Origin of the sequence: Flavobacterium chungbukense, assembly GCF_020805785.1 — a bacterium.
GTDB classification, from domain to species: domain Bacteria; phylum Bacteroidota; class Bacteroidia; order Flavobacteriales; family Flavobacteriaceae; genus Flavobacterium; species Flavobacterium chungbukense.
The window spans coordinates 17985-38056 of sequence record NZ_JAJGZV010000013.1; the positions used below are offsets into that span (position 1 = coordinate 17985).

Genomic DNA, 20072 nt, shown 5'->3' on the forward strand with positions numbered 1-20072 from the left:
GGATAAAGCATGAAAAATTTCAAAAAAATACTTTATATATTCTCTTTCATTGGCTTAATAGTCGGTGGAACAATATTACAATCTTGTGAAAATGACGAATTTAAATATCCAAATGAGCAAGATTTATTTCAGCCAAAATTTGTACTTACTGCTCCTTTAGTAAAAAGCAATTCGATTGCCGTAGTTTGGTACAAAGTAAATGATGCGGCATCTTATACCGTAGAACTGCATTTGGATAACTATTACAAAAGTTTGTATAAATCATACACTACGAGCGAAACACAGATTTTAATGGATGATATTCCATATAAAACACAATTTTATATCAGAGTAAGATCAAACCACGTTGACGGAGCACATAATTCTCAATGGTCTTACACTAATGCATTGACAGAAGAACGTCCACCTTTTGATGCTATTTTAAATCCAGTAGAAAGGGTAAATATTACCGAAACAGATGTTACGGTAACATGGGCCGTTTCTTCAAAAAATCCTGTTGACAGTATTTCTGTTACACCTGCACAATCTGCTGAACTTCCTGCTATTGGTCGTAAGTTAACTGCTGATGAAATTAGCAAAGGAGAAGCAAAAGTTGCTGGTTTAGAAAAGAATACGTTATACAATCTAAACATCTTTGATAATAATAAACCAAGACGTTATGATAAGCCTTACAATCAGGTTTCTTTCCGTTCTGCCGGACCGTCTGCATCTACTATTATCATAACCAAAGGAATGGATTTAGATGCCATCTTGAGAACTAACAATGATGATCCAACTATTCCTGAAGGAACAGAGTATTTCTTAGAAGCAGGTTCATTGTTTAAAATTACTCCATTTACAATCTCAAAAGGATTTAAGCTGACTGGAGGAACACAAGGAGAGCGTCCGCAAATTGAAATGAACGGAAACTGGAATATCGCTGAAGGATCCTATTTGTCTTCTCTATCTTTTGAAAATATTCGTTTCTATCAGACTATCGATGCAAGTTATTTCTTTAATAGTGGAACAGCTTGGAAAATTGATCAGATTACATTCTACAACTGTGTTTTCAATTATTTCAAACGTGGTTTCTGGAGACATCAAGGAAATGGTAAATACAAAGAAATCGGAAATTTTGATATGAGTTACTGTACGTTTGACCAAGTTGGAGGACACACAGGACCTTACGGAACATTTGCTTTTGGTTCTGCCGGAGCCGATAATGTGAAGAAAGCTGTTTTTTCTAACTGTACTTTCATGAGAGATTATTATCAGACAACAGATCAAAATCGAAACTTTAAAAATCTTTGGGATTATGGTACATCGGCGTACCCAATTCATTTAGAGTATCAAAATATTACAATTTACGATTATGCTTATAACAGAGCGTTAATTAATATTCCGTCTGCGGTAGGATCTACTTTGATCTTTAAAAATGTATTGTTGGCATCTGCCTGCGGTAAAGTGATTCAGGCAATTGGAGCCAATACAACAACTACATACGGTAATAATTATACAACAACAAACTATTTATTAGGAGCTTCTGCTATACAAGGAACAGAATTAGGGGTTAGTGCACAGAATTTATTTGTAGATCCTGCAAATGGAAATCTGATGATTAAAGATCCAAATTCTCCAATTGTAACCAATAAAGTAGGAGATACAAGATGGTTGCCTTAAGTTTTCTTAAGTTTTGTTAATTAAGTGGTTTCAGTACTTTCATGAAGTATCCTTGTGGTTGAGGATACTTCTATGTACTGAGTTTTGCTTGATCGGAAGGAAACTAAACTTTAAAAGAATAGAGGTTATGCTTTGATCTTTTAACGAAGTGAATTATATAATAAAAATCAATACAATGAAATTCAAACAATTACTGCTGACTTTAGGATTATTTTGGTATTTAGGAGCAGCTGGACAAGGCTGGAATGCCGATCTGGGAAATGGAAAGTACAAAAACCCAATTTTACATGTAGATTATTCTGATCCAGATGTTTGTGTTGGAGCAGATGGCTATTACATGACGGCTTCTAGTTTTACTAGTGTGCCAGGACTTCCTATTCTTCATTCTAAAGATCTTGTAAACTGGGAATTGGTTGGATATGCATTACGAAATTTATTTCCTATAGAACATTATCGAACTGTTCGACATGGCGATGCCGTTTGGGCGCCATCAATTCGTTATCACAATGGTGAATATTTTATTTATTGGGGAGATCCGGATTTTGGAATTTTTATGGTAAAAACCAAAAATCCTGCGGGTGTTTGGGAAGAACCAGTTTTAGTAAAAGAAGCAAAAGGAATTATCGATACTTGTCCGTTTTGGGATGAAGACGGTAAAGCCTATCTATCTTATGCTTTTGCTGGAAGCCGCGCTAATGTAAAAACGGTTTTAATGCTATCAGAACTTACTCCCGACGGTACTAAACTACTTGGTGATCCAGCTTTAGTTTTTGATGGTCATAATGGTCACACTACTGTAGAAGGTTCAAAAATGTATAAAAAAGAAGGCTATTATTGGATTATGGCTCCTGCGGGAGGTGTAAAACCAGGATGGCAATTGGCTATGCGTTCTAAAAATGTTTGGGGGCCATACGAATCTAAAATTGTTTTAAATCAAGGAAATTCTCCTGTGAATGGACCGCATCAAGGAGGTTATGTTGAAACTCCAAATGGAGAAGGCTGGTTCTTGCATTTTCAAGATCGCTGGGCTTATGGACGAGTTGTGCATTTGCAGCCTGTAACTTGGAAAGACGGCTGGCCAATTATGGGAAAAGATACAAATAAAGACGGCATTGGAGAACCTGTTATGGAATACACAAAACCAAATGTTGGAAAAAGCTATCCAGTAACGCCACTTATTTCTTCTGATGAATTTAACAGCCATCAACTTGGATTGCAATGGCAATGGCAGGCCAATCAAAATCCTGCGGAACATTGGGGCTGGTCTTCTGCAAATCTTGGGTTCATGCGTCTGAATTGCATTCCTAGAAAAGAAGGAATAAAATCAATGTGGATGATGCCCAATCTTTTATTGCAAAAATTTCCTGGAGCCAATTTTACAGCAACAGCAAAACTGACTTTCGAAAATAACCCAGAAGCTGGAGTTAGCGGTTCTGGATTGATTGTCTTTGGAGAAGATTACGCTTATATCGCAATTGAACAGGATAAAATGGGCAATCTAAATTTAGTGCAACGTGTTTTGAAAAGTGCAAGAACTTCTAAAGAACTAGAGAAAGAAGTTGCATCAATTCCTGTAAATAAAAAAGAAGTGAGTTTACGTGCTAAAGTAGAAATGGTTCAAAACAAAGAACCTTTTGATGCTAAAGTCACGTTCTATTATAGTATTGATGGAAAGAATTTCAAAAAACTAGGAGAATCTTTTAAACCAAGTGCCGGAAGATGGGTTGGAGCAAAAATCGGACTTTTTGCAACGGGATCAAAAGCTATTAATGACAGCAGTTATGCCGATTATGATTGGTTTAGAGTAGAAGAAAATTAAAAAAATATGGTACACAAAATTAAATATGGCTTTCTCGCTCTGTTTGTTGGTTCAATTTCTTTTGGACAATTAAAATCAGATAAAATACAATTAGCACCAATTGAATGGGCGAAGAAAATGGCAGATTCAGATCAGAAACGTGTTCCAAATCCTGTGTTTTTAGATGGGGTGAAATTCCCAAAATGGAACTATACAAATGGCTTGGTAACATTGGCAAATCAGAAATTGTATGATTATACCAAAGAGCAAAAATATTGGGATTACGGAGTTTCTTACGCTGAACAGCTTATTGACAAGGAAGGAAATATACAAGGAGGTTACGAATTGGAAAAATACAGCCTAGACTTAATTAATTCTGGAAAGATTCTTTTTAAAATTTATAAAAAAACAAATGACCAGCGTTACAAAACCGCAATGGATGTATTGCATAAACAATTAGAAAATCACCCAAGAAATTCGGACGGAGGTTATTGGCATAAAAAAAGTTATCCGTGGCAAATGTGGCTCGACGGCGTTTATATGGCAGATCCTTTTTCAGCAGAATATGGATTAGTTTTTAATGTTCCAAAAGCGATTGATGATGCTATTTTACAAGCAGAATTAATACAAAAACACACTTTTGATGAAGAAACTGGATTGAATTTTCATGGTTATGATGAAAAACGAGCTCAATTTTGGGCAAATAAAAATACCGGAACATCTGCGCATGTATGGGGGCGTGCGCAAGGCTGGTATTGTATGGCTTTGGTTGATATTTTAGATTTCGTTCCAGAAAATCATCCGAAACGAAAAGACTTAATTAAGATTGTTCAGAAAGTTTTTAAAGCGGTTCTCAAAGCTCAAGATTCTAATTCAGGAGTTTGGTGGCAAGTAATGGATCAGCCGGCAAGAAAAGGAAATTATTTAGAATCGACCTGTTCGACTATGTTCGTTTATTCTTTTGCAAAAGCCTACAATAATGGATATGTAGATAAAAAGTTTTTGAAGTCGGCACAAAAAGGATTTAAAGGAATTCAGAAAGAGTTCATTAAAGAGAATCCAGACGGAACAATTTCTATAACCAAATGTTGTGCTGTTGCGGGATTAGGAGGAAAAAATCCAGAAGATAGAAACGGTTCGTTTGAATATTATATTTCAGAACCGATTAGAGATAACGATGCAAAAGCAGTCGGTCCTTATATAATGGCTGGTATCGAATTGCAAAAACATTTAGACAAAAAATAAGGCTTCAAATTACAATTGGTTATGATAAAAATTAAAAGAACAATTCTTTCTACAGCAATTCTCTTTGCTCTTTTTTCTTGTGCAAACAAAAAAGACGGCGTGATCAATGTTACTGAGAAAAAGATTAAACAAGAAATCACACTTCCGTTTAAAATGCCAGAAGTTCAGATTCCGAAATTTAAAACGGATACTTTAAATATTGTTGATTTCGGAGCAGTTCCTAATACCGAACATCTTTGCACGAATGCGATTAATTCGGCTATAGAAAAATGCTCTCAATCAGGCGGAGGTGTTGTAGTGATTCCTCAAGGACTTTGGACAACGGGACCAATAAAACTTAAAAGTAATGTAAATCTTCATACCGAAAATGGTGCTTTTATCTCTTTTACAAGCGATTTAAAACAATATAAATTAATCGAATCTTATTTTGAAGGAAGTAAAGTCATTCGCTGCGAATCGCCAATTATGGGAATTGATTTAGAAAATATTGCGATTACTGGACAAGGTATTTTTGATGGAAATGGAGCTGTATGGAGACCCGTCAAAATCGGAAAAATGACCGCGGGACAATGGGATGAATTGGTAAAATCTGGAGGTGTTTTGTCTAAAGACGGTAAAATCTGGTATCCTTCAAAAGGAGCTTATATTGGTAATGAAGAGAAAGAGAAACTTCCTAAAAAGGAAACTATAGATAATATGGAGCCATACAAGGAAGCACTTCGTCCAGTAATGGTAAGTCTTGTGAATTGTAAAAAACTGCTTTTAGATGGAGTGACTTTTCAAAATTCTCCAGCTTGGAACGTAAATCCGTTAATGTGCGAACATCTTACTTTACGCAATCTTACTATTCGTAACCCTTGGTATTCTCAAAATGGTGACGGTTTGGATTTGGAATCTTGCAGAATTGGAACTGTAACCAATTGTCGTTTTGATGTTGGCGACGATGCGATTTGCATTAAATCTGGAAAAGATAAAGAAGGAAGAGATCGCGGAAAACCAACAGAATTTTTTGTAATTACAGATTGCGTGGTTTATCATGCACACGGCGGTTTTACTATTGGAAGCGAAATGTCTGGAGGCGTTCGAAACATATTTGCTAAAAATCTGACTTTTAATGGAACCGATTGCGGACTTCGTTTTAAATCGGTTCGAGGACGCGGCGGAGTGGTAGAAAATATCTGGATGGAAGACATTCGTATGAATAACATTCCGACAGATGCAATCAATTTTAACTTGTATTATTTTGGAAAATCTTTGTCAGAAGATAAAACTACTGGCGAAGTCACAGTGGCAAAAGAAGCGGTTTCTGAACAAACACCAGTTTTTAAAAACATGTATTTCAAAAATATCTATGTAAACGGTGCGGCACAGGCTTTAAAAATTATGGGAATTCCCGAAATGCCAGTATCAAATATTGTATTTCAAAATATGATTATCCGATCAGATGTTGGGGTGCAGCTAAACTACGCCAGCAAAATTGAGTTCAAAAATCTTGATTTGAGATTGGATAAACCTGGAATTGCAGTGAGTTTTTCAAATAGTCAGAATGTGAGTTTAGACGGACTTAAATCTTCAGGAGAAAATCAGATGTTTTGGGTTGGAGGTTTAGAAACAAAAGATATTTCATTAAAAACAAATGGAAAGAAAATGGTTCTCAATAAAGATGTAAAAGTCTTAGAATCTATAAAAGATGAGGTAAAGGTTTTTGATTAATAAATAAAGACAAAATGGTAGTATTCAATTTTTTAATGGCTTCTGTTTTCTTTATGAATTATTCTTTTAGAAATGATTCTGTAAAAACGCAGTTAAAGCCATTACCAGAGAAAATCAAATCGTATGATATTTTGGTAGATGCCAGTGGAAATGGCGATTTCAAAACGGTTCAAGAAGCATTTAATGCAGTGTCTTTATTTAAAACATCGCAAACTAAAATTTTTGTAAAGAATGGAATTTATAAAGAAAAAATAGAACTGCCTTTAAACAAAAATAATGTCACGTTAATCGGAGAAAGTAAAGAAAACGTAATCCTTACATATGATGATTATGCTTCGAAATCGAATGGAACAGGCGGCACAATTGGAACTTCAAATTCGGCAAGTTTTATAGTGACCGGAAATGGTTTTAAGGCGCAAAATATCACATTTGAAAATTCATCAGGTCCCGTAGGACAAGCTGTTGCGGTTAGAATTGACGGCGATCTTGTTATCTTCGAAAATTGTAAGTTTTTAGGATTTCAAGATACTTTGTATCCAAGAGAGAGCACAAGCAGACAATATTATAAAAACTGTTATATCGAAGGAACAACAGATTTTATTTTTGGAGGTTCGACCGTAGTTTTTGATCAATGTGAAATTTTCGCAAAGAAAGGTGGGTCTTATATTACCGCTGCCAATACACCAGAATCTAACCCATATGGTTTTGTATTTCTGAATTGTAAACTTACAACCAATTCAGGAAACAACACTTATTTCTTAGGAAGACCTTGGAGAAATTATGCTCGAACTGTATTTGTAAAATGCGAAATGGATTCACACATAAAACCGCTAGGCTGGCATAATTGGGGAAAACCTGAAGCCGAAAAGACCACTTTTTATGCCGAATATCAATCTTCTGGAATTGGAGGAAATACAGAATCAAGAGCAAATTGGTCGCATCAACTTTCAGCAGAACAATTTAAGAAAGAATATTCTATAAAAGCCATTTTTAAAGATTGGAAACCTAATTGAGATTTTTAGAAATAATGTTTTTTTAGAAGTTCAAACAAATTAAATAAATAGAGAAATGAAGTTTCAGAATAGAAAATTAGAAGTATTATTTATTTGGGTTTGCATTTTGCTGATTCAAAAGACAAATGCGCAGTATTTAGATGGACTTACACAAGTCAGGGATACTTCTTTTAATAACAAAAGCGCCTTCAAAAAAACATTAAAATATTTTCCAAATACCGCTTTAGTTCCCGAAATGCATTTTGATTTTGTGGAGCAGAAAAATAATATCGTTTACCAAAGTTATGGCAAGCGAAAAATGAAATTGGATGTTTTCTTCGATAAAAATAAAAAAGAAAAGCAAACAGCCATTATCATTATACATGGAGGCGGATGGCGTTCTGGCAGTAAAGAACAGCATCATCAAATGGCACAAAAACTGGCAAGTTTGGGTTATGTCTGTTTTACGCCCGAATATAGACTTTCTACAGAAGCACTTTTTCCTGCGGCAATTTACGACATCAAAGCATCCATTCGCTGGGTAAGAGACAATGCCACGAAATATAATATTGACCCTAATAAAATTGTAACTCTAGGATTTTCAGCTGGTGGAGAATTGGCTGTTTTTATGGGCGTAACAGGAAATATGCCTTTGTTTGAAGGAACAGTAACCAATTCAAATTCCAGATCGCAAGTCAATGCTATAGTTGATATTGATGGAACGTTGTCGTTTGTGCACCCGGAAAGCAGTGAAGGTAACGATGAAAAAAGTATTTCGGCTGGAACATATTGGTTTGGTTATTCTAAAAAAGACAATCCTAAACTTTGGGAAACAGCATCTCCATTATCATATGCAAATGCTGCAACACCTCCAACATTATTCATTAATAGTTCGATTCCTCGAATGCATGCAGGAAGAGACGATTTTAGAAAGATTTTGACCGAAAACGGGATATACTCTGAAGTCCACGAATTTGAAAATTCACCACATACCTTTTGTCTTTTCAATCCTTGGTTCGAACCGACAATTCAATACATCGATGCATTTTTAACTAAAGTTTTTAAAAAATGAATATGAAATCAAAATTTATTATTTCTCTCCTCTGCATGGTTTTGGCATTTCTAATAATGTCTTTTATAAAACCAAAATCTAAAACAACAGTGTATTTAATAGGAGATTCGACTGTTGCAGATTACGCCAATAATTACGAAGAAGGAAAAGATTACATGAAAACCCGATATCCTGTGACAGGCTGGGGACAAGTTTTTCAGCAGTTTTTGGTCGCAGACAGTCTCAAGAAAATTAATAAACTAATTAAAACTGATAGCGCTTTTGTTGACGATAGAGCTAGAGGTGGCAGAAGTACTAGAAATTTTTTTCAGGAAGGAAGATGGCGTTTGGTTTATGAAAATCTAAAAAAAGGAGATTTAGTTCTCATCCAATTTGGTCATAACGATGCTGCCGAAGATCGACCAGAAAGATATGTAAATCTTGAAGGTTATAAAGAATTTTTAAGATTGTTTATTGAACAAACTAGAGCAAAAGGAGCAAAGCCAATTCTTATTACGCCCGTAGCTAGAAATTTTCCTTGGAAAGACGGAAAACTGCAAAATATTCATGGTTTGTATCCGCAAGCTGTAAAAGATGTTGCGAAAGAATTAAATGTTATGTGCATTGATTTAACCCAAAAATCAATGGATTTTTTTACGAAGAAAGGACAGTCTTATGTAAGCGAAAACTACTTTATGAACTTTCCAGCTGGTTTGTATGAAGCGTATCCAGATGGGCAAAAAGACAATACACATTTTCAAACTAAGGGCGCTGTAGAAGTAGCAAGATTAGTATTTGAAGGAATGAAAGAATTAAACTAAAAATTTATATAACCTATCAAAAGGGATTGAAAAACAGGAAAAACTCTTTTGAAAACTATTACTAACTAAAACCAATATTAAACCAAATGAAAAAACATTTTTTTATTCATCTATTCCTCATACTGTTTACAGTAATGGGGTTTTCTCAGACCATAGAGAAAATTGAAGCTGAAACTTTTAATCAGTCTTCGGGAGCAAGAGCAGAAACCAATGCTTCTCTTTCGGGAGGAGGAAATGTAGGGTACATTAAGAACAATACCTGGATTAAGTTTAATGCAATCAATTTTACTGAATTTGTTACCCGCTTTGATATTGTTGCGGCTGGTGCGACAGGCGGAACGATAGAAATTAGACTAGGTTCAGAAACAGGAACGCTAATTGGAACTGCAACAGTTTCTGGAAGCACAAGCTTTACTGATTATAAGAAATTTTCTGCGGCAATTCAATCCACAACTGGAACTTATGATTTAGTATTAGTTTTTAAACATCCATCAAACACAGGATATTTGTTTAATCTTGATTATTTAGAAAAAGTTACTGATAATCCGAATGCAGTTACACAAAAACTAGCCGTAAGTGTTAATCCAGCTTCGTCTGGAGCGGTTACACTTAATCCGGCAGGAACTACTTTTGTTAAAGGGACAGAAGTAAAATTGACTGCCAATAAGAATTTTGGATACAATTTCAAACAATGGGTAGATGATAAAGGCGTTGTGGTTTCAACTGCCAATCCATATACGCATATTGCTAATGCAGATGCTGTTTTGATTGCTCAATTTGATGCAGTTCCGACTTATACATTAAATGTAAATGTAAACGGAGCATTTGGTTTAGGAGATTATACCATTTCGCCAGCAGGAAAAGATGGTGCATTTTCGGTTTACGAAAGCGGAACAAACGTAATGGTGACGGCTGTTGAAAACGATATTATAAAATTTAGTAATTGGTCAGATGGTTCTACTTCATTGAGCACTTCTGTTGTGATGAATGAAAATAAAACAGTTACAGGTACGTATGCAAATCAGAATTTTATTGCTGGCTGGACATTCAAAACGGATCAATATGCCAATCCTAGAGTTGCTGAGTTGTATTCTAAAATAGAAAACAAACCGCAATTGTTTGCTTATAATGTTGCCGACAATGTTTTTGCTCCTAACGTAAGACTTCAAAACAGAGGCGGAAAAAATGGTTTCTGTGTCTGGAATACCGAAAGAGGAAACTTCTATTATTTTATGACGACACTTTCAACGGTTGGTTATAAAAATATTAATGTGGCTTCTGGTTTAATGGGATATTACTATGGAGCTGATGAATGGACTTTTCAATATTCTTTAGATGGTATAAATTTTATAAATGTATCGGCATTAACTACCATAAATACAAACACGATCACGAATATTGGAGGAATTCTTCCAGCTGAAGCAGAAGGAAAAGAAAAAATATACCTGAGATGGTTTCCTAACGTAAACGGTCCTAAACACGGATCCGCAGTTGATGTAACGGCAACAATCCTATCTAATTTAATGATTAAAGCCGATGAGGTTTTGGTTACCGATACGGTTGCTCCAGTTCTTGAATCTTCATTTCCGACAGCAGCTGCAAATTCGGTTGGAGCTAATGGAAATATTATTTTGAATTATAATGAACAAGTTCAATTTGGAATTGGAAACGCAGTTTTAAATGGTAAAAACCTAACTGCCGAATTTGTAAATAGAACCGTAAAATTCAGTTATTTCGGATTAGAATATAATAAACAATACACTTTTACTTTACCAGCAGGATTTGTTAAAGATCTTTCTGGCAATGATGGACCAGCTCTTAGTCTGTCATTTAAAACAATGGAAAAACCAATTCCGACAAAGCATAAGTTTGATTTAATTGTAGATGCCGATGCTACAGATGAACAAATTGCTTCAAAAAAATATGTCAAAACTATAGCGGAAGCTTTTACTGCAGCGCCAAACAATTCGGCTTCTAGATTTTTGGTTTTAATTACAAATGGAACTTATAATTTAGGAGGAGATGGTACAAATCCGCAAGATATCGTATTGAAACTTCCATCTGGAAAAAACAATGTTTCGCTGATTGCACAATCTAAAGACAAAGTAATTCTGCAAGGAAATCCAGGTTGGGGAATCAAAAATGCAGTTCTTTCTATAGAAGCAAACGATTTGTATATGGAAAATGTTACCATAGAACACAAAGATGGAATTACAACTTCTGGACAAAGACCTGCATTGAATCCTGCTGGAGATCGAAATGTTTATAATGGAGTTCGATTACGAAGCAAACAGGACACGCAAGTTACAGGAGGAAACAGAAGTTTTTATTACAAATCTACCATAGAAGGAGATGTCGATTTTATCTGTGGAGGAGGAACGCATTGGTTTGAAGAATGTAAACTGGTTTCTGTTGCATCAGGATATATTGTAGCTCCAAACCATGATACGGCTACTAAATATGGTTATATTTTCAATAACAATACCATTACTGCATCAACAAGTTATTATTTAGGTCGCCCTTGGCAGAACTCGCCTAGAGCAGTTTATTTGAATACCAAAATGATCAACGAACCTAATACATTGGGTTGGGCAAGTATGGGAACATTACCAGCACTTTTTTCAGAATATAATAGTGTAAACGCAAACGGAATAGCCGTTAATACCGATAACAGAACGAATACATTTACAGTAAACGGCGTTGCGCAGAAAGGAAATTACAATCCAGTATTAACTAAAGCGCAAGCTGACGAATTTACTATAGAAAATGTGTTAAGCGGTACTGATAAGTGGGATCCGCGAAGAATAGTCGAGCAGGTTACAAAACCATCAAACCTTGCTGTTTCTGCAAGCAATACATTAAAATGGGATGAAAATCTATATGCAATGTGTTATGTAATTAGCAAAGATGGAAAAGTTTTAGCCATTACCACAGAAGCGACATATGTAGATACCGCTACAACTGCGGGTACATTTACTTATACCATACAAGCAGCAAATGAATATGGAGGATTGAGCGATGTAAGCACTATTAATATGACTATTAATGGAGGAAATGTTAAATCGTCTATTTCTTATTTTAATTCAATTGATAATAGCACTTTGTCAACATTGACTCCAATAGAGTATACGGAAGGTACAGTTTTAACATTGCCTGTGCCAACATTAGCAGGTTACACTTTTTTCGGATGGTCTACTTCTGCAACTGTTGCAAATTCGTTAAAAGAGCTACCAGTTACAACTAAGGGAAATCAGACCTTATATGCTTTTTGGGGTTCAGCAGGAAATAATAAACCTGATGAAATAGCACCACCAGCAGATTACGATTATGAGTTTACGGCGGCTGTAAATAAAAACTGGGACAATGCAGCGAATTTTAACCCTGCAGTATTACCAGTTGCAGGAAAATTGGTTTCTACTACAAAAGAAATTGAAACAACTGCAACGGTTTTTCCTGCCGATATTATTTTTTCTGGCGCAGGAACACTTCGATTAAGAGGTTCTCATAAAGCCACAGGAAATTTAATTTTTAAGGATGGAACGCGAGTGTATTATAACACAAGTGGAGCAGGAATGACTCTAGAAGCGCCTGTAGTTATTTCTGGAAATGTAAAATTCGAAATGATTTCAGGGATTGCCAATCAAACGATAATGACTTTAAGCGGTCCTATTTCAGGAAATGGTACAGTTTCTCCATTGAATACCGGTCAAGGGGTAAATGCGAATACCGGAACTTTATTATTAAAAGGAGATAACAGCGAATTTATCGGAACTTGGGATTTAACACAAAAAAGCACCAAATTTCCAACGCTTAATTATCCAACTGTAATTGAAGGTGCTTCAGCTAATGCATTTGGTTCAGGAACAATTAAAATTGGTCAGGATAATTATATTGTTGTCAGTCATGAACGCGCTGCTGGTTCAACTTTAAATTTAACTATTACAGAAAATGGTAAAGCCTCTTTAAACACAGTTTTAAATGTTCAAAAGCTTACCATCAACGGAGTGGATTTTAAAGAAGGAGTTTATGATAAATCAACCCATCCAGAGTTTTTTAATGGAGAAGGGAAAATTGAAGTGAAGAAAGAAGCCGCAGGAGGAGGAAATGATGCCGTTCCTGCATTTCCAGGCGCTGAAGGTTACGGTAAATATGTTACAGGTGGTCGCGGCGGAAAAGTTATTTATGTAACTAATTTAAATGACTCTGGAACAGGGTCACTTCGTGAAGCTATCGCTCAGGCTGGTCCAAGGATTGTTGTTTTTAAAGTGTCAGGAAACATTCAGCTGAAAAGCGAATTAAATATTACTGATAATATTACTATTGCGGGTCAGACTGCACCAGGAGGTGGAATTACTTTAAGAGATTACAATGTAAAGGTAAGAGGTAACAACATCATTTTACGTTATTTACGCTTTAGAATGGGAGATACTTATGATGTGGAAAATGATGCTTTGGGTGGACGTTTTCAAAAGAATATCATCGTAGATCACTGTTCTATGAGCTGGTCAACGGATGAATGTGTTTCTTTCTATCAAAATGAAAATTTCACTATGCAATGGTGTATTATTTCTGAAAGTCTTAGAAATTCGGTTCACGCAAAAGGCGCACACGGATATGGTGGTGTATGGGGAGGTAAAAATGCATCCTTTCATCACAATTTATTAGCGCATCATGATAGCCGTAACCCTAGATTGGGAGAATATGCAAATGATATTTTTGCCAAAACAGATTTAGTTGATATTCGTAACAACGTAATTTACAATTGGGGTGGAAACAGCTGTTATGGGGGAGATGCAATGAATGTGAATCTGGTAAACAATTATTGGAAACCAGGACCAGGAACATCTAATTCGACCAAAGAACGTATTTTATCAACAGGAAGAAGTTTAGATACGACTTCACCTCTTTATGGTATTTGGGGAAAATATTTCGTTGATGGAAATTATGTTGTGGGATCAGAAAGAGCGACTCAAGATAACTGGACATATGGAGTTTACAGTCAGTTTCATGGTTCCCAGCTACCTGTGAGTGATGCTGATAAAGCGGCATTAAAAATTAGTGCGCCACATGCTCCAGGCGAAATTACAACGCACAGCGCTACAAAAGCCTACGAATTGGTTTTAGAAAATGCAGGTTCAAATTTATACAGAGATACTGTAGATAAAAGAGCCGTAGACGATACTCGTTCTGGTAAAGCTAGCATTATGAATGGCGGTAATGGAAGTACAAACGGTTATATTGACACGCCTTCAGCAACAGGCGGATGGCCAGTATTACCTTCTGGAGAAGCGCCTTTAGATACAGATGGTGATGGTATGCCTGATAAATGGGAGACAGAAAAAGGATTAAATCCTGCGAGTTCTGCCGACGGTAATTTGAAAACTATTGATGGAAAGTACACAAATGTTGAAGTATATATCAATAGTATTGTAGACAATCTTGTTTCAAACCAAAATGGCAGTTTAGATGTATATGTAAATCCGCAGAATTTTGTAGAAAAATATAATGTTGCCGAAAATGGCTCAAAGTTTATTATGGCTAGCGGTACTTATACCACAACTGCTGATTTAGCGGTTAAAAACCATAAATATACATTTGTTCCTGATGCTGGAGCTAAGCCTATTTTTGCTGGAACTTTTTATTCAGAGAATCCAGAAATCTTCTCAGGAAGTTTCAGTTTTGACGGTGTTGATTTTGATTTGACAAATGCTGGAGCAAATGTATTGCAATTGAAAAAAGGTGCTTCAGTAGCTAGTTTCGAAATCAAAAATGCTTCTATCAAAGGAATCAAGCAAAGTTTATTGCTGACAGAAGGAGTTAGTGAAAAACCTATTTCAAAAATTGTTTTAGATAATTGTATTATTGATGGAAGTGCGGCTACAGGCAGCAGTTTTATTTTAGCCGATTCCCGTATTGTAAATTCGGTTTCGGTAAAGAAATCAACAATATTTAATTATGAAAAGGGAAATAATTTTGTAACGCTGCAAAATAAAAATACGGCAAACGAAACTATAAATATAACTTTTGAAAGCAATACGATTTACAATTCAGGCAATCAGGCTGGAAATGGTTTTGTATTTGTAGATAATCAATACAATAGCGCTTCGACTTATTCTTTCAAAAATAATATTGTGCAAGATGAACGTGATAATCCGAAACCGATTTATCTGTTCAATTCTAATAATGCTAATGGCGTTGGGAAAGTAGTTTTAGAGAATAATCTTTTGGTTGGTATTTCTTCTCCAATAGTTAAAGGAACGGTTACGGTGAGCGAAACAAACACAAAGACCTTAACAGGTTTAGGAATGACAGCACTAGTGTTTCCAAATCCAACTCAAGGAAATTTCAGTTTTTCTAAAGATTCTCCATTAGCCAAAGCTTCTTCAGACGGAAATGCTTTGGGAGATCCAAGATGGTTAAAAGCAGACGCGAAGTTTTCTAAAATAAGTTATATAAATGCTATTGACGGAAAAGCTATAACACTTTCTCCGACAGAATATATGGAGGGAGCCATTACAAACTTGAAAACGCCAAAATTAGAAGGATATACTTTCTTTGGCTGGTCTGCTTCTGCAACTACTCCTGGATTGATTAAAACAATTGCAGCAACAATAACGGGAGATCAAGTCTTTTATGCTTTTTGGGGAGAAGGCGGAAACAATAAACCTGATCCAAAACCAATTGTAAAATCGGGTGTTTCGTATTTAAATTCTATTGATGGAAAAGCGATATCGGGTTTAAATCCTGTAGAATATACAGAAGGAACAGCATTAACATTGCCAATTCCAACCTTAAAGGATTATACTTTCTATGGTTGGTCGGCTTCTGCAACAGCACCGAATACAATTAAAGAAATCGGAATAACGGCGACAGGAAATCAGAAGTTTTATGCGTTTTGGGGTGTAGCTGGCAATAACAAACCAGATGAGGTTGTTCAACCGACTTTTTATTCTATTTCGTATTTGAATCTGCCTCCTGGAGCAAGTAATCCAAATAAAACAAGTGTACAGACGGGAACTGCATTTACATTAGAAGCTGCGCAATGTACAGGTTATCGTTTTCTAGGATGGTACGCTGATGCATTATATGGAAAGGAAATAACAGGTTTTACAAATAAACAGACGGATAATTTTACACTTTACGGACGTTGGAAAAAACTGGGAGAATTCTTTGTGTTTCCAACCATTACAACAGGAAAACTGACACTGCAATCGAGTACAGAATTCGATCGTCTGGCAATTTTCAGTATGAGCGGACTTCTGGTAAAACAGGTTGATCTTATTGGGACTGAAATGGAAATTTCTGTTTCTGATCTGGCTTCGGGGAGTTATTTCATTAAGAGTTTAAAAACAGGAAACACTACAAGAATAATTGTAAAATAAAGTCAAACTTCGGAGTGAAGTTCTATTCATTCCGAAGTTCTAAAAATGAATCAGTTTAAAAATTAAATCATCATAGATATGAATAATAGTATAAAATTATTAGTACTGGTTTTCATTACATTATTGTCATCTTGTTCAAGTGATGATGAAGGTAATCAAGATACTAATTCAAATAAAGGATTTTTAAAAATTGGCAATCAGACGGTAGAATTATCGCAAGGATATCTTGAAAATTATGGTATTCGAGGAAATGCTTACAATATTGATTTTTCGTTACGATCTAAATCACTTTCGGAATCAGAAGATGGAGCAGTTGTGTACTTTGAATTGTTTTCTTCTCTTCAGGATAATTTAGCAAAAGGAGAGTATAGTTTTGGAGGTTACTCGGAAGCGACGGCGTATACTTTTACAAAATGGGCGCAATCCATTTTGGGTAAAAATATTAATCCAGGAAAAGGAGATTTGTCTGTCGCAAATGGAGTAAGCATCAAACCTTTGAGCGGCACTTTTAAAGTTAGTGAAAATGGTCAGAAATATAAAGTTAGTTTTACAGGAAAAGGTACTGCTAGTATTTATAAAGACGGAGTTCTTGCTTCAACTCAAAATGATGTTGCTTTTAGTATGCAATATTATGGCGATGTAAAAAAATCAGAAGGAAAAACATTTACAGCCAAAAAAAGTAATTCAACTTCATTATTGCAAAAAGATCATTCTGTTATTTTTAATTAATGTTATACAGAATAGAATTTAAAACTAAAGAGCCTGTTTTTAGCAGGCTCTTTTTTTATGCTTTGCTTTAAACAAACAAACTATAACTGCACAATAAGGGCAAAAACAGTTTATATCGCTCTCAAGGCTAGAAATCATGTATAATATGTCTATTTTTTTGATTAATCTGTCCATCTATAGAACAAATAATGGCAGTAATTTTATATTCAATTCAAACCCATTTACTTTTATTAAGCTATATTTTAATTAATAGGAGAGGTATTTTTTAAAAGTAGGTAATAAAAACAAAAAAGTAGAAGGTTGTTGATTAGTAAATATTTTGTTAGTTTTTATTAGTTAGGGAGATTAATTCATCATTTAATCTCCCTTATTTTTTTAGATGCAGTAGGTTATAATTTATTAAATATATGAATATGAATAGAATGAATTTTAAAGTCAAAAAATGCAATTTCCTAAAAACGATAGCGTTCATTTTTGCGCTGTTTATTTTGGGTTCCTTAAAAGGATATTGTAAAAGCGATGACAAAACTAGAACGGCTTCTGCTGTCATAGAAAGACTTATTGGAAGTCGCGTTAATGAATTTGAATTAACCATTATTGAAAGTAAAACGGAACATAAAGATTGGTTTGAAATCGAAACAACAAACAATCTTGTAAAAATTAAAGGTTCAAATAACACGGCAATTTGTTACGCGGCGTATAATTTTCTAAGAGATATTGGAGCTGCTTTAGTAAGCTGGGAAGGGAATAAAGTAAATTTACCAAAAGCTTGGCCAAAGTATTCGAAAAAAGGAAATACTCCATTTGAATACAGAGAATATTTAAACGCTTGTACTTTTGGTTATACTACTCCTTGGTGGGACTGGAAACGTTGGGAACAAGAAATTGATTGGATGGCCATGCACGGAATCAATCTTCCAACGGCAATGGAAGGTCAGGAAGCGGCGTGGCAGGAATTATGGAAAGAATATGGTTTAACAGACAGTCAATTAGAAGCACATTTTGCTGGACCAGCTTATTTGCCTTGGCAGCGTATGGGAAACATTAATAGTTTAGAAGGACCTTTGCCTAAAGAGTGGTTTACCAAAAAACAAGAACTTCAAAAGAAAATTTTAGAGAGAATGCGAGCTTTAGATATGCATCCTGTAGTTCCTGCATTTAGTGGCTATGTTCCTAAGGCTTTCGCCGAAAAACATCCTGAAGCTAAAATTACCGAATTAAAATCTTGGTCAGGCGGAGGTTTTGCAAGTACTTTTCTAGTAGATTCAAAAGATCCTTTATTTAAAAAAATCGGAAAACGTTTTATTGAAATTTACACTAAAATGTATGGAAAATCTAATTTCTACTTGGCAGATTCTTTTAATGAAATTGAACCTCCAGTTTCTGAACATAATAAATATGAAGAACTGGCAAATTACGGAAGCGCCATTTATGAAACCATTAATGAAGCAGCTCCAGGTGCAGTTTGGGTAATGCAAGGTTGGCTTTTTGGCGATAATAAAGAATTTTGGACTAAAGAAGCGACAAGCGCATTTTTAAGCAAAGTGCCAAATGACAGATTGATGGTTCAGGATTATGCGAATGACCGCTATAAAGTATGGGAAAATCAGGAAGCTTTTTACGGAAAGCAATGGACTTACGGGTATGTACATAATTATGGAGGATCTAATCCAGTATATGGAGACTTGAATTTCTATAAAAACGAATTAACGAGTTTGTTAAAAAATCCAAACAAAGGAAATGTAGTAGGTTATGGCGCAATGCCAGAAGGATTGAATAATAATTCAATTGTATATGAATATATTTATGATCTTCCATGGAACAAAGGGGAAGAACCTGTAAAAGATTGGTTAACCAAATATTTGAATGCAAGATACGAGCAGACTATTTCTAAAACGACTTTCAAAGCTTGGGAGTTATTGCTAGAATCAGTTTATAATGTTAAATACTGGGAAACGCGTTGGTGGAATGATAGGGCTGGAGCGTATTTGTTGTTTAAACGACCTACAGCAACTATTACAACATTTAAAGGAAATCCTGGAGACAAGAAAAAACTTAAAGAAGCTTTGGATATTTTAGCGAAAGAAGCGAAGAAATATGATAAGAACAATTTTATTCAGTATGATTTAATAGATGTTTCAAGACATTACTATTCTTTAAGCATAGATGAAGACTTAATGGAATGTGTAAAAGCATACGAGAAAAAAGATATTTCTAAAGGAGATCAATTATTTAAAAAAATAGAAAAACAAGTTTTAGATATTGATAATATCATGTCGACACAGCCACTAAATAGTGTAGATCAATGGGTGAAATCGGCTTCAGATTATGGAAGTTCACCAGCAGTTTCAAAATTGTACGCAAAAAATGCCAAAACACTAATTACACTTTGGGGCGGAGAAGGACATTTGAATGATTATGCGTCTAGATCTTGGCACGGAATGTATAAAGGTTTTTATTGGCCAAGATGGAAAATGTTTTTAGAGGCTTTTAAAAAATCAGCAGTCAATAATACTCCATTTGATGAAACTAAAGAAAGAGAATTAATTAAAAATTGGGAAATTAATTGGACAGAAAACAATTAAAAAAAGACCTCCTTGATAATTAATCCGTATATAAATAAAATTTAACTTAATACTTAAACTCTAACCTTAAACTACACCAAAAATATGAAATGAAAAA

Annotated in this window: 10 protein-coding genes; all 10 read left to right on the forward strand. The window is 35.0% G+C overall.

The window, feature by feature from the left end; genetic code table 11:
• Positions 1-9 precede the first annotated feature (9 nt).
• The gene (locus tag LL966_RS22285; protein ID WP_229356376.1) at positions 10-1659 is read left to right on the forward strand and encodes a DUF5123 domain-containing protein; all 1650 of its coding nucleotides are present in this window, start codon (positions 10-12) and stop codon (positions 1657-1659) included.
• Positions 1660-1834: 175 nt separating this feature from the next.
• Positions 1835-3478 (forward strand): glycoside hydrolase family 43 protein, encoded by a 1644-nt coding sequence (locus tag LL966_RS22290; RefSeq protein ID WP_229356378.1) that lies wholly within the window; start codon positions 1835-1837, stop codon positions 3476-3478.
• 6 nt (positions 3479-3484) lie between these two features.
• Complete coding sequence (locus LL966_RS22295) at positions 3485-4702, forward strand: glycoside hydrolase family 88/105 protein (RefSeq protein ID WP_229356379.1); 1218 nt, start codon at positions 3485-3487, stop codon at positions 4700-4702.
• Positions 4703-4723: 21 nt separating this feature from the next.
• Entirely contained in the window at positions 4724-6415 is a 1692-nt protein-coding gene (locus LL966_RS22300) for a glycoside hydrolase family 28 protein (RefSeq protein ID WP_229356381.1), read from the forward strand.
• Positions 6416-6429: 14 nt separating this feature from the next.
• Positions 6430-7428 (forward strand): pectinesterase family protein, encoded by a 999-nt coding sequence (locus tag LL966_RS22305; protein ID WP_229356383.1) that lies wholly within the window; start codon positions 6430-6432, stop codon positions 7426-7428.
• 55 nt (positions 7429-7483) lie between these two features.
• Entirely contained in the window at positions 7484-8479 is a 996-nt protein-coding gene (locus tag LL966_RS22310; RefSeq protein WP_229356384.1) for an alpha/beta hydrolase, read from the forward strand.
• Positions 8480-8481: 2 nt separating this feature from the next.
• Positions 8482-9279 carry a rhamnogalacturonan acetylesterase gene (locus tag LL966_RS22315; protein WP_229356385.1) on the forward strand — a complete coding sequence of 266 codons (798 nt, stop codon included), beginning with the start codon at positions 8482-8484 and terminating at the stop codon, positions 9277-9279.
• Positions 9280-9365: 86 nt separating this feature from the next.
• Positions 9366-16661 carry a pectinesterase family protein gene (locus tag LL966_RS22320; RefSeq protein ID WP_229356386.1) on the forward strand — a complete coding sequence of 2432 codons (7296 nt, stop codon included), beginning with the start codon at positions 9366-9368 and terminating at the stop codon, positions 16659-16661.
• A gap of 78 nt (positions 16662-16739) precedes the next feature.
• Positions 16740-17390: a hypothetical protein gene (locus LL966_RS22325; protein ID WP_229356387.1), complete on the forward strand. Its 651-nt coding sequence runs from the start codon at positions 16740-16742 to the stop codon at positions 17388-17390.
• Between the two features lie 413 nt (positions 17391-17803).
• Positions 17804-19975 (forward strand): alpha-N-acetylglucosaminidase, encoded by a 2172-nt coding sequence (locus tag LL966_RS22330; protein WP_229356388.1) that lies wholly within the window; start codon positions 17804-17806, stop codon positions 19973-19975.
• Positions 19976-20072: the final 97 nt, after the last annotated feature.

Bases quoted from the DNA above. Each gene is read 5' to 3' on its own strand.
- LL966_RS22320 (WP_229356386.1), top strand. From the start codon at position 9,366: ATGAAAAAACATTTTTTTATTCATCTATTCCTCATACTGTTTACAGTA.
- LL966_RS22310 (WP_229356384.1), top strand. From the start codon at position 7,484: ATGAAGTTTCAGAATAGAAAATTAGAAGTATTATTTATTTGGGTTTGC.
- LL966_RS22325 (WP_229356387.1), top strand. From the start codon at position 16,740: ATGAATAATAGTATAAAATTATTAGTACTGGTTTTCATTACATTATTG.
- LL966_RS22295 (WP_229356379.1), top strand. From the start codon at position 3,485: ATGGTACACAAAATTAAATATGGCTTTCTCGCTCTGTTTGTTGGTTCA.
- LL966_RS22285 (WP_229356376.1), top strand. From the start codon at position 10: ATGAAAAATTTCAAAAAAATACTTTATATATTCTCTTTCATTGGCTTA.
- LL966_RS22315 (WP_229356385.1), top strand. From the start codon at position 8,482: ATGAAATCAAAATTTATTATTTCTCTCCTCTGCATGGTTTTGGCATTT.
- LL966_RS22290 (WP_229356378.1), top strand. From the start codon at position 1,835: ATGAAATTCAAACAATTACTGCTGACTTTAGGATTATTTTGGTATTTA.
- LL966_RS22330 (WP_229356388.1), top strand. From the start codon at position 17,804: ATGAATAGAATGAATTTTAAAGTCAAAAAATGCAATTTCCTAAAAACG.
- LL966_RS22300 (WP_229356381.1), top strand. From the start codon at position 4,724: ATGATAAAAATTAAAAGAACAATTCTTTCTACAGCAATTCTCTTTGCT.
- LL966_RS22305 (WP_229356383.1), top strand. From the start codon at position 6,430: ATGGTAGTATTCAATTTTTTAATGGCTTCTGTTTTCTTTATGAATTAT.